Consider the following 25,996-nt stretch of genomic DNA (forward strand, 5'->3'; position numbering starts at 1 on the left):
GACACCACAGGACCCGGCCGGCGAGGCGGAGGACGACAGGGCATGGCAACGACGCAGAACCCGACCCGGCAGTACCCGTTCACCGCGGTCGTCGGCATGGCCGACATGCGGCTGGGGCTCCTGCTCAACGCGATCTCGCCGGCCATCGGCGGGGTGCTCGTCCGCGGGGAGAAGGGCACCGCGAAGTCGACGATGGTGCGCGGGCTGGCGGCGCTGATGCCGGCCGTGGACGTGGTCGCCGGGTGCCGGTTCTCCTGTGCGCCGGCGGCGCCCGACCCCGGCTGCCCCGACGGGCCGCACGGCGCGGCCGGTGCCGGGACGCGGCCGGCCCGGATGGTCGAGCTGCCGGTGGGCGCGTCCGAGGACCGGCTGGTCGGCGCGCTGGACATCGAACGGGCGCTGTCGGAGGGCGTGAAGGCGTTCGAGCCGGGCCTGCTGGCCGACGCGCACCGCGGGGTGCTCTACGTCGACGAGGTCAACCTGCTCCACGACCACCTGGTCGACCTCCTGCTGGACGCGGCCGCGATGGGCGCCTCCTACGTGGAGCGGGAGGGCGTCTCGGTGCGGCACGCGGCGCGGTTCCTGCTGGTGGGGACGATGAACCCGGAAGAGGGCGAGCTGCGGCCGCAGTTGCTGGACCGGTTCGGGCTGACCGTGGAGGTCGCCGCGTCCCGGGACCCCGAGCAGCGGGTGGAGGTGGTCCGCCGCCGGCTGGCGTACGACGACGACCCGGCGGGCTTCGCGGCGCGCTGGGCCGGCGAGGAGCAGCAGCTGCGCGAACGGATCGCGCACGCCCGGGAGTTGCTGCCGTCGGTGGCGCTCGGCGACAGCGCGCTGCGGCAGATCGCGGCGGTCTGCGCGGCGTTCGAGGTGGACGGCATGCGGGCGGACATCGTGATGGCCCGCACGGCCGGTGCGCTGGCGGCGTGGGCCGGGCGGACCGAGGTGCGGCCGGCGGACGTCCGGCAGGCGGCGCTGCTGGCGCTGCCGCACCGGCGGCGGCGCAATCCGTTCGACGCGCCGGGGCTGGACGAGGACAAGCTCGACGAGGTGCTGGCGGAGACCGGCGGGGCGGACGGCGGCGACGAGCCGGAGCCGGACGGCCCGGACGGCGGGCCGGAGGGCGGCCCGGAGGGGCCCGGCGGCCCGGACGGGCCCGACGGCGGCCCCGGCGGGCTGCCGCCGCAGGACGGCGCGGACCGGGAGCAGCCGGCGGACGCCCCGCGCCCGGAGGTGCCGCGGCAGCAGGAGCCGGAGCGGCCGGCGCGGGACGGGGAGTCCGGGCGGGAGCCGGCGGGTGAGCCCGCGGCGTCCGGGCCGGGCCCGGAGCAGGCCGCGGTCGGTGCCGCCGAGCCGTTCCGCACCCGGCGGCTGGACGTGCCGGGGCTGGGCGAGGGCGCGGACGGCCGGCGGTCCCGGGCGCGCACCGCGCACGGCCGGACGACCGGTGCGCGGCGGCCCCGGGGCGCCCTGGGGAAGCTGCACCTGGCGGCGACGGTGCAGGCCGCGGCGCCGCACCAGCGGTCCCGCGGACGGCGCGGCCCGGGCCTCGTGGTGCGCCGGGACGATCTGCGGGAGGCGGTGCGCGAGGGGCGCGAGGGCAATCTCGTGCTGTTCGTGGTGGACGCGTCCGGGTCGATGGCGGCGCGGAAGCGGATGAGCGCCGTGAAGGGGGCGGTGCTGTCGCTGCTGCTCGACGCCTACCAGCGGCGCGACAAGATCGGGATGGTCGCCTTCCGGGGGTCGGGGGCCGAGCTGGCGCTGCCGCCGACGTCGTCGGTGGAGGCGGGCGCGGCCCGGCTGGAGCGGCTGCCGACCGGTGGCCGGACGCCGCTGGCGGAGGGGCTGCTGCGGGCCCACGAGGTGCTGCGGGTGGAGCGGATGCGGGACCCGTCCCGGCGGCCGCTGCTGGTGGTGGTCACCGACGGGCGGGCCACCGGCGGCCCCGAACCGCGCGTCCGGGCGCACCGGGCGGCGGGGCTGCTGGCCGCCGCGGGGACCGCGTCGGTGGTGGTGGACTGCGAGGCGGGGCCGGTGCGGCTGGGACTGGCCGGTGAGCTGGCCCGGGAGCTGCGCGGGACCGCCGTCACCCTCGACGAACTGCGCGCGGACAGCGTCTCCGCGCTCGTACGGACCGTACAGGGCAGGCCCGCGGCCGGCGGCAGCGCCGGGCGGGCCGCCCACCGACCGAGTCATCACAACAGGAAGGCCGCGTAATGCCGCAGGGACAGCCGTCCGCCGTACCGGACGACGGACTCACCACCCGCCAGCGCCGCAACCGCCCGCTGGTGCTGGTGCACACCGGCGAGGGCAAGGGCAAGTCGACCGCCGCCTTCGGACTGGCGCTGCGCGCCTGGAACCAGGGCTGGCCGGTCGGGGTGTTCCAGTTCGTCAAGTCGGCGAAGTGGAAGGTCGGCGAGGAGCGGGCGCTGAAGGTGCTGGGCGCCTCCGGGGAGGGCGGCACGGTCGCCTGGCACAAGATGGGCGAGGGCTGGTCCTGGGTGCAGCGCGACTCCCAGTTCAGCAACGAGGAGGCGGCCCGGGAGGGCTGGGAGCAGGTCAAGCGGGACCTGGCCGCCGAGACCTACAAGCTGCTGGTGCTGGACGAGTTCGCGTACCCGCTGAAGTGGGGCTGGGTGGACGCCGAGGAGGTCGTCGCGGTGCTGCGGGACCGCCCCGGGGCGCAGCACGTGGTCATCACCGGGCGGGGCGCGCCGCAGCCGCTGCTGGACTTCGCGGACCTGGTGACCGACATGACGAAGGTCAAGCACCCCATGGACGCGGGCCAGAAGGGCCAGCGGGGCATCGAGTGGTGAACGGGAAGAACGCACGATGAGCACGGGTGGGGTGCCCCGGCTGGTGATCGCCGCGCCGTCGTCCGGCGCGGGGAAGACCACGGTGGCGACCGGCCTGATGGCGGCGTTCGCCGAGGCCGGTCTGACGGTGTCGCCGCACAAGGTGGGGCCGGACTACATCGACCCCGGGTACCACGCGCTGGCCACCGGCCGGCCGGGCCGCAATCTGGACGCCTTCCTGTGCGGTCCGGAGCGGATCGCGCCGCTGTTCCTGCACGGGGCGGCGGGCGCGGACCTGGCGCTGGTCGAGGGCGTGATGGGGCTGTTCGACGGGGCCTTCGGGCGCGGAGAGCTGGCGTCCACCGCGCAGGTGGCGAAGCTGCTGCGGGCGCCGGTGGTGCTGGTGGTGGACGCCTCCTCGCAGTCCCGGTCGGTGGCGGCGCTGGTGCACGGCTTCGCGTCGTGGGACCCGGAGGTGCGGCTGGCCGGGGTGATCCTCAACAAGGTCGGCTCGGACCGGCACGAGGAGCTGCTGCGGGACGCCATGGAGTCCTCCGGGGTGCCGGTGCTCGGGGCGCTGCGCCGTGCCGAGGCGGCCCGTACGCCGTCCCGGCACCTGGGCCTGGTGCCGGTCGCCGAACGCCGCGCCGAGGCGGTGGAGTCCGTACGGGCGCTGGCCGCGCGGGTGCGCGAGGGCTGCGATCTGACCGCGCTGCTGGCGCTGGCGCGCGGGGTGCCGGAGCTGCCGGACCGGCCGTGGGACCCGGCGGCCGCGGTGGCCCCGGCGGCCGCGGACGGCGGGCGGCCGGTGGTGGCAGTGGCCGGCGGGCCGGCGTTCACCTTCACGTACGCCGAGCACGCCGAGCTGCTGGCCGCGGCGGGCGCCGAGGTGGTGCCGTTCGATCCGCTGCGGGACGAGCGGCTGCCGGCCGGGACGCGGGGGCTGGTGATCGGCGGCGGCTTCCCGGAGGTGTACGCGCCGGAGCTGTCGGCGAACGCGCCGCTGCGGGCCGAGGTGGCCCGGCTGGCGGCCTCCGGGGCGCCGGTGGCCGCCGAGTGCGCCGGGCTGCTGTACCTCTCCCGTTCGCTGGACGGGCGGCCGATGTGCGGGGTGCTGCCCGCCGACGGCCGGATGACGGAGCGGCTGACGCTGGGCTACCGGGAGGCAGTGGCGCTGGCCGACAACGCGCTGGCGGCGGCCGGGACCCGGGTGCGCGGCCACGAATTCCACCGCACCGTGCTGGAGCCGGGCGCCGGCCCGTCCCTGGCGTGGGGGGTGACGCACCCCCGGCGGGCGGTGGAGGGCTTCGTCTCCGGCGGGGTGCACGCCTCGTACCTGCATCTGCACTGGGCGGCGGTCCCGTCCGCGGCGGCCCGGCTGGTGGCCGGCGCGGCCCGGCGGGCGGTGCCGGCGGCGGACGGTGCGCGGTGAGCCGGCCGGCCCGGTGAGGCCGGCGGCGGTGCTGGTCGCGGGGGTGGGGGCGCGCCGCGGGGTGCCGGCGGCCGAGGTGGTGGAACTGGTCGCGGCCGCGCTGGCGGCGGCGGGCCGGGCCCCGGAGGCGCTGGCCGGGCTGGCCACGGTCGCCGCGAAGGCCGGCGAGCCCGGACTGCGGGGCGCCGCGCGGCGGTTGGGGGTGCCGCTGTGGGCGTACCCGGCCGGTGCGCTGGCGGCCGTGCGGGTCCCGGCGCCGTCCGCCGCCGCCCGGGCCGCGGTGGGCACCCCGAGCGTCGCCGAGGCGGCCGCGCTGCTGGCGGCCGGGCCCGGCGCCCGCCTGGTGGCCGGGAAGCGGGTCTCCGCACCGGCCGGGCGGCCGGGCGCGGCGACATGTGCCCTGGCGGCCCCCGCGGACCGGGACAGGTGGGGCGCCACGGCCCTTACCTCCGGTACGGCGGGCGCGCCCGGACTCCCCGCGGCGGGTGCCGCTATCGTCGTGCCCTCCCCCGGGCCCGCCGCGCTCCGGCGCGGCCCCGCGGCGGGCGGCGGAGGCCGGCGGCCCGGCCGCCGGCCGTGACACCACCGTTCCTCAGGAGACATCGTGACCTCCCCTCCCGCACTGCTCATCGCCGGTCACGGCACCCGCCACGAAGGGGCCGCGGACGCGGTGCGCGCGCTGGTGCGCCGGCTCGCCGACCGGCACCCCGACGTGCCCGTCGCCGGCGGCTTCTTCGGCACCGCGCAGTCGCCGCTGCCGCTGGCCGGCGCGGTCGCCGAACTGGCCGCGCGGGGCGCGGACCGGCTGGTCGCGGTGGGGCTGCTGCTCGCGCCGACCGGGCCGATACCGCAGCCCCTGCCGGACGCGCTGGCCGCGGCGGCCGCGGCGCACCCGGGACTGACCGCGGTCTGCGCGCCCGAACCGGGCCCGGACCCGCGGCTGCTGGCGGTGCTGGAGCGGCGGCTGGACGAGGCGCTGGGCGGGGGTGCCCGGCGGCCCGGGGACCGGGCGCGGACCACCGTGCTGCTGACCGGCCGGGGTGCGGCCGACCCGTACGCGAACGCCGAAGTGGCCCGGGCGGCGCGGCTGTTGTGGGAGGGGCGTGGCTTCGCCGGGGTGGAGACCGCGTTCGTGACGCTGGCGGCGCCGGACGTGCCGGCCGGGCTGGACCGGTGCCGGGTGCTGGCCGCCGCGGCACCCGGTGCGGCGGGGCCGGTCCGGACGGTGGTGCTGCCGTACTTCTTCTTCGCCGGCGATCTGCTGGACCGGCTGCGGATGCAGGCCGAGGGCTGGGCGGCGGCGCACCCGGATGCCGAGGTGCTGGTCGCGGAGCCGGTCGGGGCGGCGCCGGAGCTGGCCGAGGTGGTCTGGGAGCGCTACCGGTCGGTGGCGGAGCCCGTGGCGGCCGGGGGGCGGGCGTGAGCGGGGCGGGCACGGTGTCGCGGGTGCCGGAGCCGGACCTGCGGCACCACGGGGACGCCGAGGTGCGCGACGCGGATCCGGCGGAGCTGACGGACCTGGCGGTCAACGTCCGGGCGGGGACGCCCCCGGCCTGGCTCAAGGCCGAGATCGCCGCGTCGCTGGACGGGCTCGCCGCGTATCCGGACGGCCGGGCGGCGCGCCGGGCGGTGGCCGTCCGGCACGGGCTGCCGGCCGGGCGGGTGCTGCTGACGGCGGGCGCGGCCGAGGCGTTCGTGCTGCTGGCGCGGGCGGTCCGGGCCCGGCGGCCGGTGGTGGTGCACCCGCAGTTCACCGAGCCGGAGGCGGCGCTGCGGGACGCCGGGTACGCGGTCGGGCGGGTGCTGCTGGACGCGCGGGACGGCTTCCGGCTGGATCCGGCGGCGGTGCCGGACGACGCGGATCTGGTGGTCGTCGGCAACCCCACCAACCCCACCTCGGTGCTGCATCCGTCGGGTGCGGTGGCGGCGCTGGCGCGGCCGGGCCGCACGCTGGTGGTGGACGAGGCGTTCATGGACGCGGTGCCCGGGGAACGGGAGTCGCTGGCCGGGCGGGCCGGTGAGCTGCCGGGGCTGGTGGTGCTGCGCAGCCTGACCAAGACGTGGGGGCTGGCCGGGCTGCGGATCGGCTATGTGCTGGCCGGGGAGGAGACGATCGCGGCGCTGGAGCGGGCGCAGCCGCTGTGGCCGGTCTCCAGTCCGGCGCTGGCCGCCGCACAGGCGTGCTGCACGCCGGCGGCGCTGGCCGAGGCGGCCGCCGCGGCGGAGGAGATCGCCGCCGACCGGGCCCACCTGCTGGCCCGGCTGGAGGCCCTCCCGCAGGTGGCGGTGGCCGGTCCGGCGGCGGGCCCGTTCGTGCTGGTGCGGCTGCCCGGGGCCGCGGCGGTGCGGTCCGGGCTGCGGGCCCGGGGCTTCGCGGTGCGCCGCGGCGACACCTTCCCCGGTCTGGGCCCGGACTGGCTCCGGCTGGCGGTGCGGGACCGGGCGACCACCGACCGGTTCGCGGCCGCCCTGGCGGAGGTGCTGGCCGGGGCGGGCACCCCCTAGCCCGCGTGGGCCCGGGGTGTGCCGTGCGGTCCGCGCGGCACACCCCGGGCCGGAGCGGTGGGACCGTCAGCCGCGTCCGCCGCCCGCGGCGTTGCGGCGGTGGCGGGCGTAGCCCAGGGCGCCGGCGCCGCCGGCGACCAGCAGGGCGGCGCCGCCCGCGAGGTACGGCGTGGCGGAGCTGCCGCCGGTCTCGGCGAGGTGCTGCTCGGTGGCCGGGCGGGGGCCGCCGCCGTGGTCGTTCACCTGGGTGCCGCCGGTCTGCCCGCCGGTGCCGGGCCGGTGCGACGGGGCGGGCGTGCCCGGCGCCGGGGTGCCGCCGTGCGGTGCGGTGCAGGTGGCCTGGACGAGCGTGACCTCGCCGTGCACCTCCGCGACGTTGAGCTTGAGCGGGTTGACCGAGACCCGGAGGCGGAGGGCGGTGGCGGCGGCGCTCGCGGCGCTGGTGCTGTGCTGCGAGAGGTCGAGCCGGACGTCGCCCACACCGGGGACCTTGACCTCGGTGGTGCCGCCCGCGCGCAGCGCGACGCGCCGGCCCAGCACCACCACGTCGCCGAGCACCTGGGCCTCGGCGTGCGGCCGCTGTCCTGGGGTGCACACGGCCCGGGCGGTGGCCTGCTGGACGTGCGCCAGGGGCGTGCCCGGGAGGCCGGGCAGCCCGACCGTGGCCCGGACGAGGTTGGCGTAGCCCTCGGTGGTGTGCGCGTCGGCGGTGGCGCGGGCGGTGGCGGCGTCGGCGCGCAGCAGGCTGACCGGGCGACCGCCGTCGATGCCGTCCAGCCGGACGGTGAGCGCGGTCCGCTGCGCGGAGGCCGGGGCGTGGACCTCGTTGAGGACGGCCCGGACGGGGACGTCCAGGGTCTTGTCGAGCAGGCCGACGTCCAGGGCGGTGCGCAGCACCACCGCTCCCGAAGTGCCGTGCGGCCGGCCGTCGTTGCCGGTGGCGTACGCGGCGGGTGCGGCGGCGAGGGCGACGGCGGGACCGGCCGTCAGGACGGCGGCGGCCAGGGCGGCGCCGATCCGTCCGGTCATGCCGGTGGTGCCGGCGGAACTGGTGGACACGTGTGTGGAACCCCCACGGATGAGATGGCGCCGCCGACCCGCGCCGATGGGGGACATCACGCGGGCCGACGGCATCGACCCGCACATCGTGTCCGCACAACGGGTGAACGGGCAGCCACGCGAGGTGAGTTCACCCCAAAGGGTGGTTTCCGGGCCTTTATTCGATTGATTCCGACTCGCGCGTCACAGGGTTCCTTTTCCGCCACACCTGCCGCCGGGCCCGGCCCCCGCCGGCCCCTCAGCGCATCAGCGCGCCGCCGTTGACGTCGTAGGTGGCGCCGGTGACGAACGACTCGGCGGAGGCCAGGAAGAGGGCGACCCGGACGACCTCCTCCGGGGTGGCGATCCGGCCCATCGGCACCTGGGCGGTGAGCGCGGCCAGCGCCTCCGGGCCGACGGAGCGGACCATCGGCGTGTCGGTCATCGCGGGCGCGACCGCGTTCACCGTCACGCCGTACGCGGCGAGTTCGGCGGCGAAGACCCGGGTGAGCGCGATCAGCCCGGCCTTGCTGCTGCCGTAGGCGGCGCCGGTGGGGCGGGGCGTCTGGCCGGCCACCGACGCCATGTTGACGATCCGTCCGAAGCCGCGCTCGCGCATCCCGGCGGCGACCGCGCGGGTCAGCAGGAAGACCGCCCGCAGGTTGATTGCGAAGACCTCGTCCCACTCCTCGGCGGTGATCTCCCACAGGGAACGGGCCAGGGGCCGGGCGGCGTTGTTGAACAGCACGTCGACCGGCCGCCAGGCGCTGACCTCGTCGTGCGCGGCGGCGATCGCGGCGGGGTCGGAGAGGTCGGCGCGCACCGGCCGGATCCGTGCGCCGCCGGGGTCGGCCCGCTCGGCCAGGGCGCGGTTGGCGGCCTCGTCGATGTCCAGCGCGGCGACGAAGGCGCCCTCGGCGAGGCAGGCGCGGACCAGGGCGGCGCCGATGCCGTGGGCGCTGCCGGTGACCAGGACGGTGCGGCCCGCGAGTCCGGTGTCGAGCACGGTGGTTTCCCTTCGGGAGGCGGCCGGGACCGGGAGCCGCCGGGGTGCGGGGCCCGCGCCCCGGCGGCCCCCGCCCCCCGGCGGTGCGGAGGGTCAGCCGACGACCCGCCCGCGCAGCACCACCAGGCGCGGCGCCGCCAGCACCCGGACGTCCGCGCGCGGATCCGCCTCGTAGACGACCAGGTCGGCCGGGGCGCCCTCGGTGAGGCCGGGGCGGCCGAGCCACTCGCGGGCGCCCCAGGTCGTCGCGGACAGCGCCGCCTCGGCGGGCAGCCCGGCCTTCATCAGCTCGGCGACCTCGTCGGCGACCAGCCCGTGCGGCAGCGAACCGCCGGCGTCGGTGCCCGCGTAGATCGGGACACCGGCGTCGTAGGCGGCCCGGACGGTGTCGTAGCGGCGGGCGTGCAGCCGGCGCATGTGGTCCGCCCAGCGCGGGAACTTCTCCTCGCCGCCGGCCGCGAGGTCCGGGAACGTCGCGATGTTGACGAGCGTGGGGACGATGGCCACCTGCCGCTCGGCGAAGAGCGGGATGGTGTCCTCGGTCAGCCCGGTGGCGTGCTCGATGCAGTCGATCCCGGCCTCGACCAGCGGGGCGAGGGTCTCCTCGGCGAAGCAGTGGGCGGTGACCCGGGCGCCGAGCCGGTGCGCCTCGGCGATCGCGGCGGCCACCTCGCCGGGCGGCCAGCAGGCGGCCAGGTCCCCGGCGGAGCGGTCGATCCAGTCGCCGACGAGCTTGACCCAGCCGTCGCCGCGGCGGGCCTCCTGCGCGACGTAGGCGACCAGGTCCGCCGGCTCGATCTCGTGCGCGTAGTTGCGGATGTAGCGCCTGGTGCGGGCGATGTGGCGGCCGGCCCGGATGATCTTCGGCAGGTCGGGGCGGTCGTCGATCCAGCGGGTGTCCGAGGGGGAGCCGGCGTCCCGGATCAGCAGGGTGCCGGCGTCGCGGTCGGTGAGCGCCTGCTTCTCGCTGGTCACGGCGTCCACGGGGCCGTGCGCGTCCAGGCCGACGTGGCAGTGGGCGTCGACCAGGCCCGGCAGGACCCAGCCGGCGACCGTCCTGGCATCGCGTGCCAGGGCGGGGCGCTCGAAGGTGACCCGGCCGCCGATGACCCACAGCTCGTCGCGGACGTCGTCCGGTCCGACGAGGACCCTCCCCTTGAGGTGCAGCACCGCACCTTCGCTCATGGACGTCATGCACGCACTGTATGCGGGCGGCGCGGGCGGCGGCCACGGGTACCCGGGGCGCGCGTGCGGTGCTTCCGGGCGGTTGGGCACAGCGTCCGCGGCGCATGCCCTTGCGGGACTTCCGATATCTCTCACGGGGCGTTCGGCGGCGCTTGTCCGGAAGTTTGCGCGAGGTTTTAGCGGGACCGCTCCGGCCGCCTTCCACCGGCGAATTCCCTATTCCTCAGAAGCGCAGCTTCCCGTATTCTTATGCCCGCTTTCCCGCAGCTCAAACGCCAAGATTTCGCTAGCGCCAAGTCTCATTATTCAGGCGCTTCACAAGAGCGTTATCCATCTGTGACCGACTACACAACGTGTCCGTTTCATCCCGAACTTCCCGGTCAAATCGGGATCTTTTGCCGTCGATTCGCGCGCCCGCGCACCCCCGCGTGATAACACAAAACTTCTTCTCACGTAACCCCTGCCCGCGATGCAATTTGCTTTTCGCCTCGGTAAATTTAATTTCCATGACCGCCGCACAAGCAGCCCATGCAGGTGCCCGAAGCGATATCAGACAATTGCCGGAGGGCTTCAAGCTCGATACCCCCCGAGTGGAGGACGGGTCCGCGATCTGGCGCATCGCCCGCGACTCCAAGGCCCTGGACCTGAACTCCTCCTACAGCTACCTCCTGTGGTGCCGCGACTTCGCCGCCACCTCCGCCGTGGCCCGCGACGGCTCCGGTGAGCCGGCCGCCTTCGTCACCGGCTACGTCCGCCCCGACCGCCCGGACACCCTCGTCGTCTGGCAGATCGCCGTCGACGAGCGGCACCGCGGACGGGGCCTGGCCGCCGCCCTGCTGGACGGACTGACCGCCCGCGTCCGGGACGAACTGGGCATATGTCGCGTGGAGACCACCATCACGCCCGGCAACGCCGCCTCCAACCGGCTGTTCGCGTCCTTCGCCGAGCGGCACTCCGTGCCGGTCACGCACGAGGTCCTCTTCGACGCGGGGCTCTTCCCCGAGCAGGGCCACGAGCCGGAGGTCCTGCACCTGATAGGCCCGTTCGCCCCGCCGCCCACCGCCGGGCGCTGACCGGGACCACGCCGACGGTCCCCGGCCCCCAGACTTCTCCCTCCTCGCACTCATCTCCCAGGAGCATGCTGTGACCATCACCCAGCCCGATCTGAGCGTCTTCGAAACCGTCGAGTCGGAGGTGCGCAGCTACTGCCGTGGCTGGCCCACCGTCTTCGACCGCGCGCAGGGCAGCCGTCTGACCGACGAGGACGGCCACACCTACCTGGACTTCTTCGCCGGCGCCGGGTCGCTCAACTACGGCCACAACAACCCGGTCCTCAAACGCGCCCTGCTCGACTACATCGAGCGGGACGGCATCACCCACGGCCTGGACATGTCCACCACGGCCAAGCGGGCCTTCCTGGAGTCGTTCCAGAACATCATCCTGCGGCCCCGCGACCTGCCCTACAAGGTCATGTTCCCGGGCCCGACCGGCGCCAACTCGGTCGAGGCCGCGCTGAAGCTGGCCCGGAAGGTCAAGGGCCGGGAGTCGATCGTCTCCTTCACCAACGCCTTCCACGGCATGTCGCTGGGCGCGCTGGCGGTCACCGGCAACTCCATGAAGCGGGCCGGCGCCGGCATCCCGCTGGTGCACGGCACCCCGATGCCGTTCGACAACTACCTCGACGGCCAGGTCCCGGACTTCCTGTGGTTCGAGCGGCTGCTGGAGGACCAGGGCTCGGGTCTGAACAAGCCCGCCGCGGTGATCGTGGAGACCGTCCAGGGCGAGGGCGGCATCAACGTCGCGCGCACCGAGTGGCTGCGCGCCCTGGCCGCCCTGTGCGAGCGCCAGGACATGCTGCTGATCGTCGACGACATCCAGATGGGCTGCGGCCGCACCGGCGCGTTCTTCTCCTTCGAGGAGGCCGGCATCGTGCCGGACATCGTGACGGTCTCCAAGTCCATCAGCGGCTACGGGCTGCCGATGGCGCTCACCCTGTTCAAGCCGGAGCTGGACATCTGGGAGCCGGGCGAGCACAACGGCACCTTCCGCGGCAACAACCCGGCCTTCGTCACCGCGGCCGCCGCCCTGGACACGTACTGGGCCGACGGCCAGATGGAGAAGCAGACGCTGGCCCGCGGCGAGATCGTCGAATCGCATCTGAAGGCCATCGTCGAGGAGCACCCGGGCGCCTTCGCCGAGTACCGCGGCCGCGGTCTGGTGTGGGGCCTGGAGTGCAACGACAAACCGCTCGCCGGCAAGATCGCCAAGCGCGCCTTCGAGCTGGGTCTGCTCATCGAGACCTCCGGCCCGGAGAGCGAGGTCGTCAAACTGCTGCCGGCGCTGACGACCACCCCCGAGGAGCTGGACGAGGGCCTGCGGGTCCTGGCCCGCGCGGTCCGCGACTGCGCCTGACCGCTCCCGTCGTCCGGCGTCCTCACCGTTCCACAGAAAGGCAACCCCCGCACATGATCGTCCGCTCGTTCAAGGACATCGAAGGCACCGACCGCCACGTCAAGGCCAAGACCGGCACGTGGGAGAGCAAGCGCATCGTGCTCGCCAAGGAGCGGGTCGGCTTCTCGCTCCACGAGACCATCCTCTACGCCGGCACCGAGACCTCCATGTGGTACGCCAACCACATCGAGGCCGTGGTGTGCGTCGAGGGCGTGGCGGAGCTGACCAACGACGAGACCGGCGAGAAGCACCTCATCACGCCCGGCGTGATGTACCTGCTCGACGGGCACGAGAAGCACACCATGCGGATCAAGGAGGACTTCCGCTGCCTGTGCGTCTTCAACCCGCCGGTCACCGGCCGCGAGGACCACGACGAGAACGGTGTCTACCCGCTGCTCACCGAGCCCGAGCCCGAAGCCGGGGCCGGGGCCGGGGTGAGCTGAGCGGGGGCCCGGCCCGCCGCGTCACCGCGCTGCCGTAGCAGATCCGTACGAGAGGAGAGGAAGGCACCACCATGACCACCGCACCCGAGCGCACCGCCGACCTGTACCCGACCCGTGGCACCGCCGAGGTGATCACCCCGCGGAGGGACCCGGTGGTGTGGTCGCAGCCCGGCGCGGAGGGCCCGTTCTCCGCGTCCGAGCTGAACGACTTCGACCGCGACGGCTTCTTCGCCATCCCGGAGCTGCTCACCGCGGAGGAGGTGGCGGTGTACCGCGCCGAGCTGGACCGGCTGGTGCACGACCCGGAGATGCGCGCCGACCCGCGCTCCATCGTCGAGCCGAAGTCGCAGGACGTCCGCTCGGTCTTCGAGGTGCACCGGATCAGCGACGTGTTCGCGAAGCTGGTCTCCGACCCCCGGGTGGTCGGCCGGGCCCGGCAGATCCTCGGCTCGGACGTCTACGTCCACCAGTCGCGGATCAACGTCAAGCCCGGTTTCGGTGCCTCCGGCTTCTACTGGCACTCGGACTTCGAGACCTGGCACGCGGAGGACGGCCTGCCCCGCATGCGCACGGTGTCCGTCTCGATCGCGCTGACCGAGAACTACGACACCAACGGCGGCCTGATGATCATGCCGGGGTCGCACCGCTACTTCGTCGGGTGCGAGGGCGCCACCCCGAAGGACAACTACAAGAAGTCCCTCCAGATGCAGGACGCCGGCACCCCGTCGGACGAGGCGCTGACGAAGATGGCGGACGAGCACGGCATCCGGCTGTTCACCGGCAAGGCCGGCTCGGCGACGTGGTTCGACTGCAACGCCATGCACGGCTCCGGCGACAACATCACGCCGTACCCGCGCAGCAATGTCTTCATCGTCTTCAACAGCATGGAGAACACCGCGGTGGAGCCGTTCGCGGCGCCGGTCCCGCGGCCGGAGTACATCGGCGCGCGGGCCCCGTTCGTCCCGGTCGGCTGAGGCGCGCCCCGGGGTGCGCCGACCCGCCGGCGGACCGTTCCGTACGGTGCGCGGCCGCCGCGCGTGCACCGGGCTCCCGCCGGCCTTTCCTGACGGCTCGTCAGTTATGCGTCGAGTGCCGGGTAGTCCACGTAGCCCCGGTCGTCGCCGCCGTAGAAGCTGGCCCGGTCCGGGGTGTTGAACGGGCCGCCGGCCGCCAGCCGGCGGGGCAGGTCGGGGTTGGCGATGAACAGCGCGCCGTAGGCGAGCAGATCGGCCTCGCCCTGCTCCACCAGCGCCAGCTCCTCGGGGCCGGTGGGCCGCCCGTCGGTGACCGGGTTGAGCAGGAACGTCCCGCCGAACCGCTTCCGCAGCCGGGCCAGCAGCTCCCCGTCGCGGACGTCGCAGGTGTGCAGGTAGGCCAGGCCCAGCGGGGCGACCGCGTCGACCAGCGCGCCGTAGGTGGCCTCCGGCTCGGGCTCGGCGATGTCGTTGAACGGGTTGCCGGGCGAGAGCCGCAGGCCGGTGCGGTACGCGCCGACCGCGTCCGCGACCGCGCCGACCACCTCGATCGCGAACCGGGCCCGGGCCTCGTCGGAGCCGCCCCACTCGTCGGTGCGCAGATTGGCGTTGGGCGCCAGGAACTGGTGGATCAGATAGCCGTTGGCGCCGTGGATCTCCACACCGTCGAAGCCGGCCTCGACGGCGTTGCGGGCCGCGGCCGCGAAGCCGTCGATGATCGCGCGGATCTCCTCGCCGGTCAGCTCGCGCGGGGTGACGAAGTCCGTCGGGCCGTGCTGGGTGAAGCCCTGGCCGGCCGCCCGGACCGCGGACGGGCCGACCGGCACCAGCCCGTCGGGCAGCAGCACCGGGTGGCCGATCCGCCCGCCGTGCCACAGCTGGGCGAAGATCCGGCCGCCGGCCGCGTGCACCGAGTCGGTCACCCGGCGCCAGCCGGCGATCTGGTCGGCGGTGTGCAGGCCGGGGGTGAGCGGGTAGCCGCGGCCGGCCACCTCGGTCTGGGTGGCCTCGGTGATGATCAGGCCGGCCGAGGCCCGCTGGGTGTAGTAGCGGACCATGGACGGAGTGGGGACACCGTCCTCGGTGGCGCGGTTGCGGGTCATCGGCGCCATCACCAGGCGGTTGGCGAGCGGTATGCCGGCGAGTTCTACGGGGTCGAACGCGGTGGTCACTGACGGCCTCTCGGTCGGGGTCACGGGGCGTCAACTCGGCGGCCGAGCTGCACCATTGGCCATTACATCAGCCGCCGCCGGCCCGCCCGCACCCGCCTGGCCTGCGGAAACCCCACCGCAATCGGCCCGTCACGCACGGAACGCCCGGCCCGCACCGGCCCGTCACGGGACCAGCAGCTCCAGGGCCCGCGCGACGTCCGCCCCGGAGTTGTAGAGGTGGAACGCGGCCCGGAGCAGTCCGCCCCGGACCGCGACCCGCACCCCGGCCCGGGCCAGCCGCGGTTCGGCGTCCGCCAGGCCCGGCGTGGCGACGATCGCCGACCCCGGCGCCGGCCGCGGCGCGAACCCCGCGGCCACCAGCCCGGCCCGGAACTCCTCGGCCAGCGCCACGTCATGGGCGTGCACGGCGTCCACCCCGATCTCGGCCAGCAGCTCCAGGGACCGCTCGGCGGCGACGTAGGAGTAGTGGGCGTGCGGCTCGTCGTACCGGCGGGCGGTGGCCGCCGGCCGGCCGATCACCCCGTAGTTCGACTCCCCCGGGTCCTCCCCCGCGACCCATCCCGCGTGCACCGGCTCCGGCCATCCCGGGCCCGGCCGCTCGCCGCCGAAGACCATGAACGTCGTCCCGCGCGGGCACAGCAGCCACTTGAACGCCCCGCACACCACGTAGTCGAAGCCGTCCAGGCGCACCGGCAGCCACCCCGCGGCCTGGGTGATGTCGAGGTACGTCAGCGCCCCGTGCGCCCGGGCCGCCTCCCGCACCGCGTCCAGGTCGGCGATCCGGCCGTCCAGCGCGTGCACCGCGCTCACCGCGACCAGGGCCGTGCCGGGCCGCACCGCGTCGGCCAGCGCCTCCCGGGGCACCGCCCGCACCGGGCGGCCCGGCCGGGCCGCCAGCGGGTTCACCAGCGAGCTGAAGTCGCCCTCGGCGACCAGCACTTCGCCGTCCCCGGGCAGCGAGGCGGCGACGAACGCCGACTGGACGGCGACCGAACTGCCCACCGCCACCCGCTCCTCGGGCACGCCCATCAGCCGTGCGAACGCCCGCCGCGCGCGGGCCGCGGGGCCGAAGTAGTCGCGGCCCATCGTCCCGTACGACGCCGACTCCGCCAGGGCCTCGCGCACCGCGGCGGCACTCCGGGCGGGCAAGAGCCCGCAGGACGCGGAGTTCAGGTAGACCGTCTCGGGCGCGAACTCGCCGCCGCCCAGTGCCGTGGGTCGCTGCATGCCCCCACTGTGCTCGCTCACCCGCCCGCCGTCCACGGCGCGGTCCGGCGCGGTCCGGCCCGGTCCGTCAGATCGCGCAGCCGCCGTCCCCGCAGGTGTCCGCGTCCCCGGCGGCCGGGACCGCGCCGGCGGACTCGGCGCGGGCGTGCTCCAGCGCCTGCCGGAAGACCTCGGCGGGCTGTGCGCCGGAGACCCCGTACCGGCGGTCGATCACGAAGAAGGGGACGCCGGTGGCGCCCAGCTCCGCGGCGGCCCGCTCGTCGGCCCGGACCTCGGCGGCGTACGCCTCCGGGTCGGCCAGCACCCGCGCGGCCTCCTGCGCGGGCACCCCCGCGCCGGCCGCCAGCGCGCACAGCGCGTCCGGGTCGGCGAGCGGGGCGGCCTCGGCGAAGTTGGCGCGGTAGAGGGCGGTGAGCAGGGCGTCCTGCACCCCGTGGGCGCGGGCCAGGTGCAGCAGCCGGTGCAGGTGGAAGGTGTTGCCGTGGATCCGGTCGGAGCGGTAGGCCAGGCCCTCGCCGGCGGCCGCCTCGGCCACCTTGGCCTCCATCGCCTCCGCCTGCGCGCGGCTGACCCCGTACTTGGCCGCGAGCATCTCCAGGACCGGCACCTCGGCCGCCGGCGGCGCGTCCCGGTCCAGCTCGAAGGACCGGTGGACGACCTCGACCTCCGCCCGGTGGGCGAAGGCCGCCAGCCCGGCCTCGAACCGGGCCTTGCCGATGTAACACCAGGGGCAGGCGATATCCGCCCAGATTTCGACGCGCATGGGGGGGCTGTGCTTTCCTCGGGGGCGGCCGGCCGGGTGCCGGCCGCGGTGACGGGGTGGTGCAACCGCGCGGGGCGCGCGGGTATTCCCGCCGCCGCCCCGGACGTCGTCGCGGAACGCCGCGGGCGGGGCCGCCCGCGGGGGTACCGTCCGGCTATGGGCATGCCACCACCGCAGGGGACCGACGGCTTCTGGGAGACCACCGGGGCCGCCAAGACGTTCACCCATCCGCTGGACGCGGAGCTGCTGGCGGAGTTCGTCCCGCGCAGCGCGCGGGTGCTGGACTACGGCTGCGGGTACGGGCGGCTCACCGCCGAGCTGGCCGGGCTGGGATACCGCGCGGTGCGCGGGGTGGACCGGTCGGCGGCGCTGATCGCGCGGGGGCGGCGGGAGCACCCGGAGGCGGCGCTGATGCGCTGGGCGGGGCTGCCGCTGCCGTTCGCGGACCGCAGCTTCGACGCGGCGCTGCTCTTCGCGGTGCTGACCTGCGTCCCGGAGAACGCCGGCCAGGAGGCGATCACCGGGGAGCTGGGGCGGGTGGTGCGGCCGGGCGGGGTGCTGTACCTCAGCGACGTGCCGCTCCAGGACGACGCGTTCAACCGCGCGCGGTACGGGCGGTTCGCCGAGCGGTACGGGACGTACGGGGTGTTCGAGACGGAGGACGGCGGGGTGTTCCGGCACCATCCGCCGGAGCGGCTGCGCGCGCTGGTGCGGGCGGCGGGGTTCACGGTGCTGCGGGAGCGCCGGGGGGCGGTGCGCACGCTGGACGGGCGCACCGCCGAGCGGCTCCAGCTCATGGCGCGGCGGGAGCCGGCGGATCCAGGGGCAGGGTGAGCGCCAGGTGGGTGGCGTCGGGGGCGGGGCGGCGCTCCGGGTCGGGGTGCCAGCCGAGCCGGGCGTAGAAGGCGCGGGCGCGGTGGTTGTGCCAGAGCACGTCGAGGACCGCGCGGGAGCAGCCGGCGGTGCGCCAGGCGTGCAGGCAGGCGGCGTGCAGCGCCCGGCCCGCGCCGGTGCCCCAGTGGGCCGGGTCGACGTGCAGCTGGTGGAGCTGGACGGCGGCGCGGACGCGGTGGCGGTAGGCGGCGGCGCCGATGACGGTGCCGCCGCGGACCGCGCACAGCGCGAGGGTGTCGGCGCGGTGCAGCACCCCCGTCCAGGTGTCCCGGCAGCGGGCGTGTTCGGCGGCGGTGTCGAAGGGCGCGTCCGGCACCCGGCCGCGGAGGTAGGCGGCGCGGGCGGCGGTGTGCAGGGCGGCGATCGGCTCCAGGTCGGCGGGGGTGGCGGGGCGCACCTCCGGGGCCGGGTGGCGGGCGGCGGCGGTCACCGGCCGGCCCCCGCCGGGTGCGCCGCGCCGGCTGCGTCCCGGGCCGCAACCCGCGCCCGTCGCTTCCCCGTTCGGGGTCCGGCGCTCCAGACCGGTACTGCCGCCGGTGCCGCTTCCGCCGCTGTCACCCTGCGCTCCTCCCGGGCGAGTCGGGGCCGCGCGAACCGTGCCGCCCCCGGGACGACGTTCTCTATGCTGAACGCTGTACCGGATGATGAATTCCTGGGACTCTATGGCGGTCCGAACGGAGGGGTCAAGGGCGATGTCGGCTGACGGGACGGGTGGCGCGCAGGTCAAGTCCGCGGTGCGGACGGTGGAGTTGCTGGAGTACTTCGCGGGCAGCCCCGGGATGCACAGCCTCGCCTCCGTCCAGGAAGCCGTCGGCTACCCCAAGTCCAGCCTCTACATGCTGCTGCGCACCCTGGTCGAGCTCGGCTGGGTGGAGACCGACGCCACCGGCACCCGCTACGGCATCGGCGTCCGCGCCCTGCTGGTGGGCACCGCGTACCTCGACGGAGACGAGGCGGTGGCCGCCGCCCGGCCGGCCCTGGACCGGCTCTCCGACGACACCACCGAGACCATCCACCTCGCCCGGCTCGACGGCACCGACGTCGTCTACCTCGCCACCCGCCAGTCGCAGCACTACCTGCGCCCGTTCACCCGGGTCGGGCGCCGGCTGCCCGCGCACTCCACCGCGCTGGGCAAGGCGCTGCTGGCCACGTACTCCGACGACCAGGTGCGGGCGATGCTGCCGCCCGCGCTGACCGCGCTGACCGTGCACACGCACACCGACCGCGAGCGGCTGATCGAGGAGCTGCACACGGTCCGCGAGCGGGGCTTCGCGGTGGACCGCGAGGAGAACACCCTCGGCCTGCGCTGCTTCGGCGTCGCGATCCCCTACCGCACCCCGGCGCGGGACGCGGTCAGCTGCTCGGTGCCGGCCGCCCGGCTCACCCCGGCCCACGAACAGACCATCAAGGACGCGCTGTTCGACGCCCGGGACCGGCTGGCGCTGGCCACCCGGCGGCTCTGAGCGCAGCGCGCCCCGTCCGCAAAGCGGTCCGCCCTCCGCCGCGCGGCGGAGGCGGATCGCCGGGCGGGCGGAGGCGGGCCGGGCGGCTTGCGCGCCAGGCTGGCGGACATGACGACGACGCCCCGCACCGGCCGGGCCCCCCTGTCCGCGGCGGTCCTGCGGGCCGTGACCCTCGCGGCCTGCCTGCCCTACCTCGCCCTGAAGGCCGTCTGGCTCGGCGGCGGCCACCTCGGCATCCCGGCCCGCAGTCCGCTGCGCGGGGACGGCGGCACCCTGATGGCGTTCAACGCGCTCACCGTGGTGATGGACGCCGCGGTGATCGTGCTGGCGTTCCTGCTGACCCGGGCGTGGGGGCGGCGGGTACCGGGGTGGCTGCTGGCGGTGCCGGTGTGGGCCGCGACCGGGCTGCTGGCGCCGATCGCGGTGGTCTTCCCCGTCCAGGAGCTGGCCGGGGCGTTCACCGGCGGGTCCGGGGCGGCGCGCGGCGGCGGGGACGCGGCCCTGGTCGCGCCGTGGGTGTGGACCGTCGTCTACACCGGTTTCCTCGTGCAGGCGCTGGCGCTGGGCGCGCTGTTCGTGCGGTACGCCCGGGAGCGCTGGGGGCGGCTGTGGCGCGGGCCGCTGGCCGCGCTGCCGGAGGGCCCCGCCCGGTCCGCGGGCCGGCTGGTCGCGGGCGCGGTGGCCGTGCCGGCGGTGCTGCCCGCGGTGATGCACCTGCTGTGGGCGGCCGGCGGTACGGCCGGGCTGCCCGCGGTGCGGGCGGCCGCGCGGACCCTCGACGACCGGCTGACGGCGGCCGGGTTCGCACTGTTCGCCCTGGTCACGGTGGTCGCGGTGGCGCTGCTGGGGTACGGCGGCGGGGCCCGGCGCCGGGGCGGGCGGCTGCCGCTGCTGGTGCCGCTGGCCGGGGCCTGGGTGGGCTCGGGGGCGCTGGCGGGCTGGGGCGGCTGGCTGCTGCTGACCGCGCTGGCGGCCCCGGCCGGCGACCCCTCGCTGCCCACCCCGCTGATGAACCTCACCTACGCTGTGCAGATGATCACGGGGATGCTGGTGGCCGCCGCCGGCGCGTACTTCTTCACCGCACGCGCCGCCGACACCGCCGGCCAGGAGGGCGGCGCGGTCCGCGGGGGCGCCGCGGACGGGACGTCCGGCGCGCCGGGAGCCGTGCGGTGCGGCTGACCGCGGGCCGGGTGGCCCGGCGCTGGGCCCATCTGGTGCTGGGCGGCGCGCTGTTGATGCCGTTCTACCTGCTGGTGTCGGCGGCCCTGCCGCTCCTGGTGGACGGTGCGGACCCGCTGCGCGAGGCCGGCTGGCAGTTCGCCGCGTTCGGCTGCGCGCTGCCGCTGGCCGCGCTGGCCGGGCTGGTGTTCCCGCTGCTGCGGCCGCTGGAGGCGGCGGCGGTCCGGGCGCTGTGCGCGGTGCCCGCCGACCGGCTGGCGGACGGGCCGGCCGTGTCCTGGGCCGCCCGGCGGCGCAGCGCCCTGTGGTTCACCGCGCATCTGCTGGCCGGCGGGATCGTCAGCGGGATGACGCTGAGCGCGCCGCCGGCCGCGGCCATGCTGCTGGCGGTGCCGTTCGGCGCGGAGCTGCCCGGGCTGCGGTGGCCGACCTCGCTCGCCGGGGTGCTCGCACCGCTCATCGGCGTGGCACTGCTGGCGCTGCTGCTGGGCACCGCGTGGGGCTCCGGGGCGCTGCTGGCCCGCTGGGCGCCGGCGCTGCTGGGCCCCACGCCCGCCGACCGGCTGGCCGCCGCCGAGCGCCGGGCGGCCGAACTCGCCGCCCGCAACCGGCTGGCCCGCGAACTGCACGACGCGGTGGGCCACGCGCTGAGCGCGGTCACCCTCCAGGCCGGGGCGGCCCGCCGCGTCCTGGACCGCGATCCGGAGTTCGCCCGGCAGGCGCTGGCCGCCATCGAGGACACCACCCGCGAGGCGGTCGCCGAACTCGACGCCGTACTGGGCCTGTTGCGCGAGGAGCACGAGACCGGCCCGGCCGCGCCCGCCCCCACCCTGGACGGGCTGGCGGCGCTGCTGGACCGGACCCGCGCGGCGGGCGTCGAGGTCACCGCGGAGCTGTCCGGGGACCTCGCGGCGGTGCCGCCGGTGGTCTCCCGGGAGGCGTACCGCATCGTCCAGGAAGGGCTGAGCAACGCCCTGCGGCACGCCGGGCCGGTCCCGGTGACCGTGCGCGCGGGGCTGGCGGAGGGGGAGTTGGAATTGCTGATCGTCAATGCGGTGGCCGGGGCGGGGGCCGCCCGGGCGCAACGGGCCGGCGGCGGGCGCGGGCTGCCCGGGATCGCCGAACGGGCCCGGCTGCTGGGCGGCGCGGCGTCGGCCGGCGCCGCGGACGGCCGCTGGCGGCTGACCGCCCGGCTGCCGGTGGCCGGCGCCGGGGCGGACGGGGGCGCGCGGTGATCCGGATCGTGCTCGCCGACGACGAGCGGATGGTGCGCGGCGCGCTCGGCGTCATCCTGGGCGCGGAGCCCGACATGGAGGTGGTCGGCGAGGCGTCGGACGGCGCCGAGGCGGTCCCGATGGTCCGCGCGCTGCGCCCGGACGTGGTGCTGATGGATGTCCGGATGCCCGGTATCGACGGGATCCGGGCCACCGAGCGGATCCTCGCCGGCACCCCGGACCCGCCGCGCGTCCTGGTCGTCACCACCTTCGAGAACGACTCCTACGTCTACGACGCGCTGCGCGCCGGTGCCAGCGGCTTCCTGCTCAAGCGGGCCCGGGCGGAGGAGCTGGTGCAGGCGGTGCGGCTGGTGGCGGGCACCGATTCGCTGCTGTTCCCGGCCGCGGTGCGGGCGCTGGCCGCCCGGTACGCCGGGGAGCGGGCGGCCGGCGAGGCGGCGCGGAAGCTGCGGGAGCGGCTCTCGGAGCGGGAGGGCGCGGTGCTGCGGCTGATGACGGCCGGGCTGACCAACGCCGAGATCGCCGAGCGGCTGGGCGTCGGCCCGGCCACCGTCAAGACGCATGTCGCGGGGGTGCTGGCCAAGCTCGGGGTGCGGGACCGGACCCAGGCGGTGATCGCCGCGTACGAGTGCGGGTTCGTCCGGCCGGGGTGAGGCCGGGCCCGGGCGGCGCACCGGGGCGGCGCCGCTCACCCGATCACCGTAGGCCAGCAGGACCGCCCGGCCCCCGGGCGCTTATCTCGTGGGAGGAGGCGCGGAACTCCACCGACTTCCTGTGGCGCACGTGCGCCACGTCCGCGCTTCGCGGAGGTTGTTCCCATGCGTTCCACGCGACTGCTCACCGGTGCCGTGCTGTCCACCGCCGCGCTCGGCCTGTCCGCCACCGCGGCGTACGCCGGGGACTTCGGTTCGATCGAGGTCTCGCCCGGCACGGCCGCGCCCGGCTCCACGGTGTCCCTGTCCACCACCGGCTGCGGCTTCGGGCGCACGGCGAGCGTCGACACCGGCACCCTGGGCGGGGGGAAGATCACCTTCACCCCGGACACCGCCAAGCGCTCGCTGACCGCCCGGCTGACCGTCAAACCCGGTACCAAACCCGGCAATTACGGGATCGGCGGGAAGTGCGCCGACGGCAAGGACATCACCGGCACGGTCCGGGTCGTCGCCGACAGCGCCTCCGCGTCCCCGGGGATGATGAGCCCGGGCACGAGCATGAGCCCGAGCGGCCGGAGCGGGATGGGACCGGGCATGTCGCCCTCCGCCACGCCCGGTCCGGCCATGCCGGGCAAGGAGCACCCGGGAATGTCCCACGGCTCCACCGGCCCCACCATGCCGCCCAAGGGCAGGATGAAGACCGGTGAGGGCTCCACCAGCGAGGACGGCCCGAACACCCAGCAGATCGCCGCGGGCGCCGGGGTGCTGGCCGTCGCGGTGGCGGGCGGGGTCTGGCTGGTCCGCCGGCGCCGGGCCGGCGGCCGGTACTGACCCGGGAGCGCGCCCGGCCGGCCGGTGCGCCCCGGCGGCCCCGGGAGCGCCGGGCGCGGCTGGCCGGGGCGCTGGTGGCGGCCCTGAGCGCCGCCGCGTGCGGCGCCGGGGCGTGGCTGGTCGCCCAGGGCAGCCGGGACGGCACCGCGCCACCCCAGCCGTCCGCCGCCCAGGGCTTCACCGGCCGGCCGCCGGGCGCGGGTCCGCGGGCCGCCCCGGCGGTCCCGCCGCTCCCCGGGGCGGAACCCCTGCGGGTGGTGGTGCCGTCGCTGCACATCGACGCCCCGCTGACCCGGCTGGGGCTGGCCGCGGACGGCAGCCTCGCCCCGCCCCCGGCCGGGAACCGCAATCTGGCCGGCTGGTACGCGGCGGGCACCCCGCCGGGCGCCGCCGGCACCGCGCTGGTCGCCGGGCACGTGGACACCCGCGCCGGGCCCGCGGTCTTCTACCGCCTGGGCGCCCTGAAGAGGGGCAGCACCGTGCGGATCCCGCGTGCGGACGGCCGCACCGCGGTGTTCACCGTGGACGCGGTGGAGGTCTACGAGGCGTGGGACTTCCCCGACGAGAAGGTCTACGGCGAGGCCCGCCGCCCCGAACTCCGGCTGATCACCTGCGGGGGCGGCTTCAGCCGGAGCCGCCGGGAATACCTGGGCAACGTGGTGGTCTTCGCGCACCTGACCGGCAGCCGGGAGACGGCCGCGGGACGCTCCGCGCCGGTGCCCTGGGCACGCCCGCCGGCCGACCGCTTCAGCGCCCGCAGCGCACCCCGCGCGGCACCCGGGCCAACGGGGTGAACCGCGGCCGGGGACCGGGCGGCACCCGGCGGCCCGCCCGCGGGCAGGGAGCCGGACGAACCGGACCGCGCCTCGGCCACCCCGCCCGCGGAACGGCCTTCGGGCCGTACGCCACCGCGCTGCCCGCCCCCGCGCTGCCCGCCGCCGCACAGGGCGCAGCACCCGGTCCGGCGGCCCCCGGCCGCGCCCGCCCCGGCGGAGCGTTCCGCCCCGGACGGAACCCCGCCCCCGGTCCGCGGCGTCCTTGAGGGCACACCGCCCGCCCGGCACCGGACCGCACCGGCGCACCACACCGGGGCGGGCGCGGCACACCACGCGGGAACGAGGTAACGCACATGGGTATCGTCAGCTGGCTCGTCCTGGGCCTGATCGCGGGCGTCATCGCGAAGGTCCTGCTGCCGGGCCGGGACCCGGGCGGCCTCGTCGGCACCACCCTGATCGGGATCGCCGGCTCCTTCATCGGCGGCTGGCTCTCCACCCGCTTCCTGCACCGGCCGATCCCGAAGGACTTCTACGACCCGGCGATGTGGATCGCCGCGGTGGCCGGCGCGCTGGTGCTGCTGATCGCCTACCGGCTGCTCTTCGGCAACTCCCGGGCCCGCCGCTGAGCCGCCCCTGACCGTCCGTGAGGCCCGCCCCGGCCGGGAACCGGGGCGGGCGCCGCGGGGAACCGCCTCCCCCCGTCGGCCGTTAGGCGTGTCATGACCGCAATGACTCCTGGCTCGAACCTCCCGCTCCCCGCCGCGCGGGTCGCGGTGACCGTCACCGCGCCCGTCCGGCTGGACGTGTCGGGCCTGCTGCTGACCGCCGGCGGCACGGTGCGCTCCGACGACGACTTCGTGTTCTACAACCAGCCCGCGGGCCCGGGGGTGCGCCACAGCGCGGCGGACGGCGGGGACACCATCACGGTCGACACCGCCGCGGTGCCCGCGGACATCGACAAGGTCGTGGTCACCGCGAGCCTGGACGCGCCAGGCACGACCTTCGCCGGCACCGAGCCGACCGGCACGGTCCGCGACGCGGACACCGGCGGGGTGCTGGCCACCTTCACCCCGCCGCGGCTGGGCCCGGAGACCGCGCTGGTGGTCGTGGAGCTCTACCGCCGGGGCGGCGGCTGGAAGGTCCGCGCGGTCGGCCAGGGGTACGCCAACGGCCTCGCCGGGATCGCCACCGACTTCGGCGTGACGGTGGAGGACCCGGCCCCGGCACCCGCCGCGCCCCAGGCCGCCCCGCAGCCGCCCGCGGCGCAGACACCTCCGCCGCCCCCGGCCCCGCCCGCTCCCCCGGCCCCCGTTCCGCCCGGTCAGTGGGGGCCGCCGACCGGTGCCCCGGCGCCGGTGGCCCCGCCGCCCGCCACCGGGAAGGTCAACCTCGACAAGGGCCGGGTCAGCCTCCGGAAGAACGAGACCGTCTCGCTGGTCAAGGGCGGCCGCCCGCTGCTCGGCACGGTCCGGATGGGCCTGGGCTGGGAGCCCGCCCGCCGCGGCCGCGGCATCGATCTGGACGCCTCCGTGATCGCCTACGGCCCCGACCGCAACAAGGTCGACAGCTGCTACTTCGGCAAGCTGCTGATCCTCGGCGGCGCGATCCAGCACTCCGGCGACAACCTCACCGGCGCCGGCGACGGCGACGACGAGGTGATCACCGTCCACCTCGGCGGCATCCCGCCGGAGGTCACCGGCCTGGTCTTCACGGTCAACTCCTTCTCCGGCCAGAAGTTCTCCGACGTCGCCCACGCCTACTGCCGGCTCACCGACGCGCAGACCGGCGAGGAGCTGGTCCGCTTCGACCTCACCGGCGCCGAGCCGCGCACCGGCGTGCTGATGGCCAAGCTGATCCGGCAGTACTCCGGCGAGTGGGAGATGACCGCGATGGGCGATTTCGTCGACGCCCGCACGGTCCGCGGCCTGGTCAAGCCCGCGGCCGCCGCCCTCTAGCTGATCGGTGCCAAGGGCT

General features: G+C 76.4%; 26 protein-coding genes. 19 read left to right on the top strand and 7 right to left on the bottom strand.

Features of this window, described 5'->3' with window-relative positions:
• Positions 1–42 precede the first annotated feature (42 nt).
• Genes MUU72_RS02105 through cobC form a run of 6 tightly spaced genes read left to right on the top strand, consistent with a single transcriptional unit; the run spans position 43 to position 6,732 of the window.
• Complete coding sequence (locus tag MUU72_RS02105; protein ID WP_248011344.1) at positions 43–2,217, top strand: putative cobaltochelatase; 2,175 nt, start codon at positions 43–45, stop codon at positions 2,215–2,217.
• Positions 2,217–2,816 (top strand): cob(I)yrinic acid a,c-diamide adenosyltransferase, encoded by a 600-nt coding sequence (gene cobO, locus MUU72_RS02110; RefSeq protein ID WP_248011345.1) that lies wholly within the window; start codon positions 2,217–2,219, stop codon positions 2,814–2,816. The genes MUU72_RS02105 and cobO overlap by 1 nt, the downstream gene beginning before the upstream one ends.
• Before the next feature lie 16 nt (positions 2,817–2,832).
• Positions 2,833–4,227, top strand: coding sequence for a cobyrinic acid a,c-diamide synthase CobB (locus tag MUU72_RS02115; protein WP_248011346.1), 1,395 nt, complete (start codon positions 2,833–2,835; stop codon positions 4,225–4,227).
• Positions 4,228–4,255: 28 nt separating this feature from the next.
• Entirely contained in the window at positions 4,256–4,807 is a 552-nt protein-coding gene (locus MUU72_RS02120; RefSeq protein ID WP_372502941.1) for a cobalamin biosynthesis protein, read from the top strand.
• Between the two features lie 24 nt (positions 4,808–4,831).
• Entirely contained in the window at positions 4,832–5,650 is an 819-nt protein-coding gene (locus MUU72_RS02125) for a sirohydrochlorin chelatase (RefSeq protein ID WP_372502942.1), read from the top strand.
• Between the two features lie 23 nt (positions 5,651–5,673).
• Positions 5,674–6,732, top strand: a complete 1,059-nt coding sequence (gene cobC / locus MUU72_RS02130; RefSeq protein ID WP_372502944.1) for an Rv2231c family histidinol phosphate aminotransferase CobC — start codon at positions 5,674–5,676, stop codon at positions 6,730–6,732.
• A gap of 66 nt (positions 6,733–6,798) precedes the next feature.
• Here cobC and MUU72_RS02135 read toward each other — a convergent pair whose 3' ends face one another.
• The 3 genes from MUU72_RS02135 to MUU72_RS02145 form a co-directional block, all read right to left on the bottom strand.
• Positions 6,799–7,791 (bottom strand): SCO1860 family LAETG-anchored protein, encoded by a 993-nt coding sequence (locus MUU72_RS02135; protein ID WP_248011347.1) that lies wholly within the window; start codon positions 7,789–7,791, stop codon positions 6,799–6,801.
• Between the two features lie 238 nt (positions 7,792–8,029).
• On the bottom strand, positions 8,030–8,776 hold the full coding sequence (locus tag MUU72_RS02140) for an SDR family NAD(P)-dependent oxidoreductase (protein WP_248011348.1): 747 nt from the start codon (positions 8,774–8,776) through the stop codon (positions 8,030–8,032).
• Positions 8,777–8,869: 93 nt separating this feature from the next.
• Positions 8,870–9,961, bottom strand: a complete 1,092-nt coding sequence (locus tag MUU72_RS02145) for an amidohydrolase family protein (protein ID WP_248011565.1) — start codon at positions 9,959–9,961, stop codon at positions 8,870–8,872.
• Positions 9,962–10,467: 506 nt separating this feature from the next.
• Here MUU72_RS02145 and ectA point away from each other — a divergent pair.
• The 4 genes from ectA to thpD all read left to right on the top strand — a co-directional run bounded on the left by ectA (position 10,468) and on the right by thpD (position 13,829).
• Positions 10,468–11,034 (top strand): diaminobutyrate acetyltransferase, encoded by a 567-nt coding sequence (gene ectA, locus MUU72_RS02150; RefSeq protein ID WP_248011349.1) that lies wholly within the window; start codon positions 10,468–10,470, stop codon positions 11,032–11,034.
• Positions 11,035–11,104: 70 nt separating this feature from the next.
• Complete coding sequence (gene ectB / locus MUU72_RS02155; protein WP_248011350.1) at positions 11,105–12,373, top strand: diaminobutyrate--2-oxoglutarate transaminase; 1,269 nt, start codon at positions 11,105–11,107, stop codon at positions 12,371–12,373.
• A gap of 53 nt (positions 12,374–12,426) precedes the next feature.
• On the top strand, positions 12,427–12,855 hold the full coding sequence (locus tag MUU72_RS02160) for an ectoine synthase (RefSeq protein ID WP_248011351.1): 429 nt from the start codon (positions 12,427–12,429) through the stop codon (positions 12,853–12,855).
• A gap of 71 nt (positions 12,856–12,926) precedes the next feature.
• Positions 12,927–13,829, top strand: a complete 903-nt coding sequence (gene thpD, locus MUU72_RS02165) for an ectoine hydroxylase (protein WP_248011352.1) — start codon at positions 12,927–12,929, stop codon at positions 13,827–13,829.
• Positions 13,830–13,933: 104 nt separating this feature from the next.
• On the opposite strand, the gene MUU72_RS02170 is transcribed toward thpD, so the two are convergent.
• The 3 genes from MUU72_RS02170 to MUU72_RS02180 form a co-directional block, all read right to left on the bottom strand.
• Complete coding sequence (locus tag MUU72_RS02170) at positions 13,934–15,001, bottom strand: alkene reductase (protein WP_248011353.1); 1,068 nt, start codon at positions 14,999–15,001, stop codon at positions 13,934–13,936.
• A 162-nt stretch (positions 15,002–15,163) separates the two neighbouring features.
• Positions 15,164–16,228 (bottom strand): aminotransferase class V-fold PLP-dependent enzyme, encoded by a 1,065-nt coding sequence (locus MUU72_RS02175; protein ID WP_248011354.1) that lies wholly within the window; start codon positions 16,226–16,228, stop codon positions 15,164–15,166.
• A 67-nt stretch (positions 16,229–16,295) separates the two neighbouring features.
• The gene (locus MUU72_RS02180; protein WP_248011355.1) at positions 16,296–16,991 is read right to left on the bottom strand and encodes a DsbA family oxidoreductase; all 696 of its coding nucleotides are present in this window, start codon (positions 16,989–16,991) and stop codon (positions 16,296–16,298) included.
• Between the two features lie 156 nt (positions 16,992–17,147).
• On the opposite strand from MUU72_RS02180, the gene MUU72_RS02185 reads away from it, so the two are divergent.
• On the top strand, positions 17,148–17,825 hold the full coding sequence (locus MUU72_RS02185) for a class I SAM-dependent methyltransferase (RefSeq protein ID WP_248011356.1): 678 nt from the start codon (positions 17,148–17,150) through the stop codon (positions 17,823–17,825).
• Here MUU72_RS02185 and MUU72_RS35550 read toward each other — a convergent pair.
• On the bottom strand, positions 17,785–18,315 hold the full coding sequence (locus MUU72_RS35550) for a GNAT family N-acetyltransferase (protein ID WP_248011357.1): 531 nt from the start codon (positions 18,313–18,315) through the stop codon (positions 17,785–17,787). The genes MUU72_RS02185 and MUU72_RS35550 overlap by 41 nt on opposite strands.
• 262 nt (positions 18,316–18,577) lie before the next feature.
• Here MUU72_RS35550 and MUU72_RS02195 point away from each other — a divergent pair, with 262 nt between their 5' ends.
• From MUU72_RS02195 to MUU72_RS02230, 8 genes are all read left to right on the top strand, one after another.
• On the top strand, positions 18,578–19,348 hold the full coding sequence (locus MUU72_RS02195; RefSeq protein ID WP_248011358.1) for an IclR family transcriptional regulator: 771 nt from the start codon (positions 18,578–18,580) through the stop codon (positions 19,346–19,348).
• 108 nt (positions 19,349–19,456) lie between these two features.
• Positions 19,457–20,527 (top strand): hypothetical protein, encoded by a 1,071-nt coding sequence (locus MUU72_RS02200; RefSeq protein WP_248011359.1) that lies wholly within the window; start codon positions 19,457–19,459, stop codon positions 20,525–20,527.
• The gene (locus MUU72_RS02205) at positions 20,524–21,762 is read left to right on the top strand and encodes a histidine kinase (RefSeq protein ID WP_248011566.1); all 1,239 of its coding nucleotides are present in this window, start codon (positions 20,524–20,526) and stop codon (positions 21,760–21,762) included. The genes MUU72_RS02200 and MUU72_RS02205 overlap by 4 nt, the downstream gene beginning before the upstream one ends.
• Complete coding sequence (locus MUU72_RS02210) at positions 21,759–22,415, top strand: response regulator transcription factor (protein ID WP_308403768.1); 657 nt, start codon at positions 21,759–21,761, stop codon at positions 22,413–22,415. Before MUU72_RS02205 ends, MUU72_RS02210 begins: the two co-directional genes overlap by 4 nt.
• Positions 22,416–22,580: 165 nt before the next feature.
• Positions 22,581–23,246 (top strand): GVDTG sorting domain-containing protein, encoded by a 666-nt coding sequence (locus MUU72_RS02215; protein WP_248011360.1) that lies wholly within the window; start codon positions 22,581–22,583, stop codon positions 23,244–23,246.
• Positions 23,243–24,040, top strand: coding sequence for a class F sortase (locus tag MUU72_RS02220; protein ID WP_372502960.1), 798 nt, complete (start codon positions 23,243–23,245; stop codon positions 24,038–24,040). Before MUU72_RS02215 ends, MUU72_RS02220 begins: the two co-directional genes overlap by 4 nt.
• Before the next feature lie 335 nt (positions 24,041–24,375).
• Positions 24,376–24,648: a GlsB/YeaQ/YmgE family stress response membrane protein gene (locus MUU72_RS02225; RefSeq protein WP_248011361.1), complete on the top strand. Its 273-nt coding sequence runs from the start codon at positions 24,376–24,378 to the stop codon at positions 24,646–24,648.
• A gap of 102 nt (positions 24,649–24,750) precedes the next feature.
• Entirely contained in the window at positions 24,751–25,977 is a 1,227-nt protein-coding gene (locus tag MUU72_RS02230; RefSeq protein WP_248011362.1) for a TerD family protein, read from the top strand.
• The last annotated feature ends 19 nt before the right edge of the window (positions 25,978–25,996 follow it).

It is taken from the genome of Streptomyces rhizoryzae (assembly GCF_023155275.1).
Lineage (GTDB): Bacteria > Actinomycetota > Actinomycetes > Streptomycetales > Streptomycetaceae > Streptomyces > Streptomyces rhizoryzae.

Bases quoted from the DNA above. Each gene is read 5' to 3' on its own strand.
- MUU72_RS02185 (WP_248011356.1), top strand. From the start codon at position 17,148: ATGGGCATGCCACCACCGCAGGGGACCGACGGCTTCTGGGAGACCACC.
- MUU72_RS02160 (WP_248011351.1), top strand. From the start codon at position 12,427: ATGATCGTCCGCTCGTTCAAGGACATCGAAGGCACCGACCGCCACGTC.
- MUU72_RS02225 (WP_248011361.1), top strand. From the start codon at position 24,376: ATGGGTATCGTCAGCTGGCTCGTCCTGGGCCTGATCGCGGGCGTCATC.
- MUU72_RS02105 (WP_248011344.1), top strand. From the start codon at position 43: ATGGCAACGACGCAGAACCCGACCCGGCAGTACCCGTTCACCGCGGTC.
- MUU72_RS02195 (WP_248011358.1), top strand. From the start codon at position 18,578: ATGTCGGCTGACGGGACGGGTGGCGCGCAGGTCAAGTCCGCGGTGCGG.
- MUU72_RS02180 (WP_248011355.1), bottom strand. From the start codon at position 16,991: ATGCGCGTCGAAATCTGGGCGGATATCGCCTGCCCCTGGTGTTACATC.
- MUU72_RS02215 (WP_248011360.1), top strand. From the start codon at position 22,581: ATGCGTTCCACGCGACTGCTCACCGGTGCCGTGCTGTCCACCGCCGCG.
- ectA (WP_248011349.1), top strand. From the start codon at position 10,468: ATGACCGCCGCACAAGCAGCCCATGCAGGTGCCCGAAGCGATATCAGA.
- MUU72_RS02145 (WP_248011565.1), bottom strand. From the start codon at position 9,961: ATGAGCGAAGGTGCGGTGCTGCACCTCAAGGGGAGGGTCCTCGTCGGA.
- MUU72_RS02115 (WP_248011346.1), top strand. From the start codon at position 2,833: ATGAGCACGGGTGGGGTGCCCCGGCTGGTGATCGCCGCGCCGTCGTCC.
- thpD (WP_248011352.1), top strand. From the start codon at position 12,927: ATGACCACCGCACCCGAGCGCACCGCCGACCTGTACCCGACCCGTGGC.
- MUU72_RS02230 (WP_248011362.1), top strand. From the start codon at position 24,751: ATGACTCCTGGCTCGAACCTCCCGCTCCCCGCCGCGCGGGTCGCGGTG.
- MUU72_RS02175 (WP_248011354.1), bottom strand. From the start codon at position 16,228: ATGCAGCGACCCACGGCACTGGGCGGCGGCGAGTTCGCGCCCGAGACG.
- MUU72_RS02200 (WP_248011359.1), top strand. From the start codon at position 19,457: ATGACGACGACGCCCCGCACCGGCCGGGCCCCCCTGTCCGCGGCGGTC.
- cobO (WP_248011345.1), top strand. From the start codon at position 2,217: ATGCCGCAGGGACAGCCGTCCGCCGTACCGGACGACGGACTCACCACC.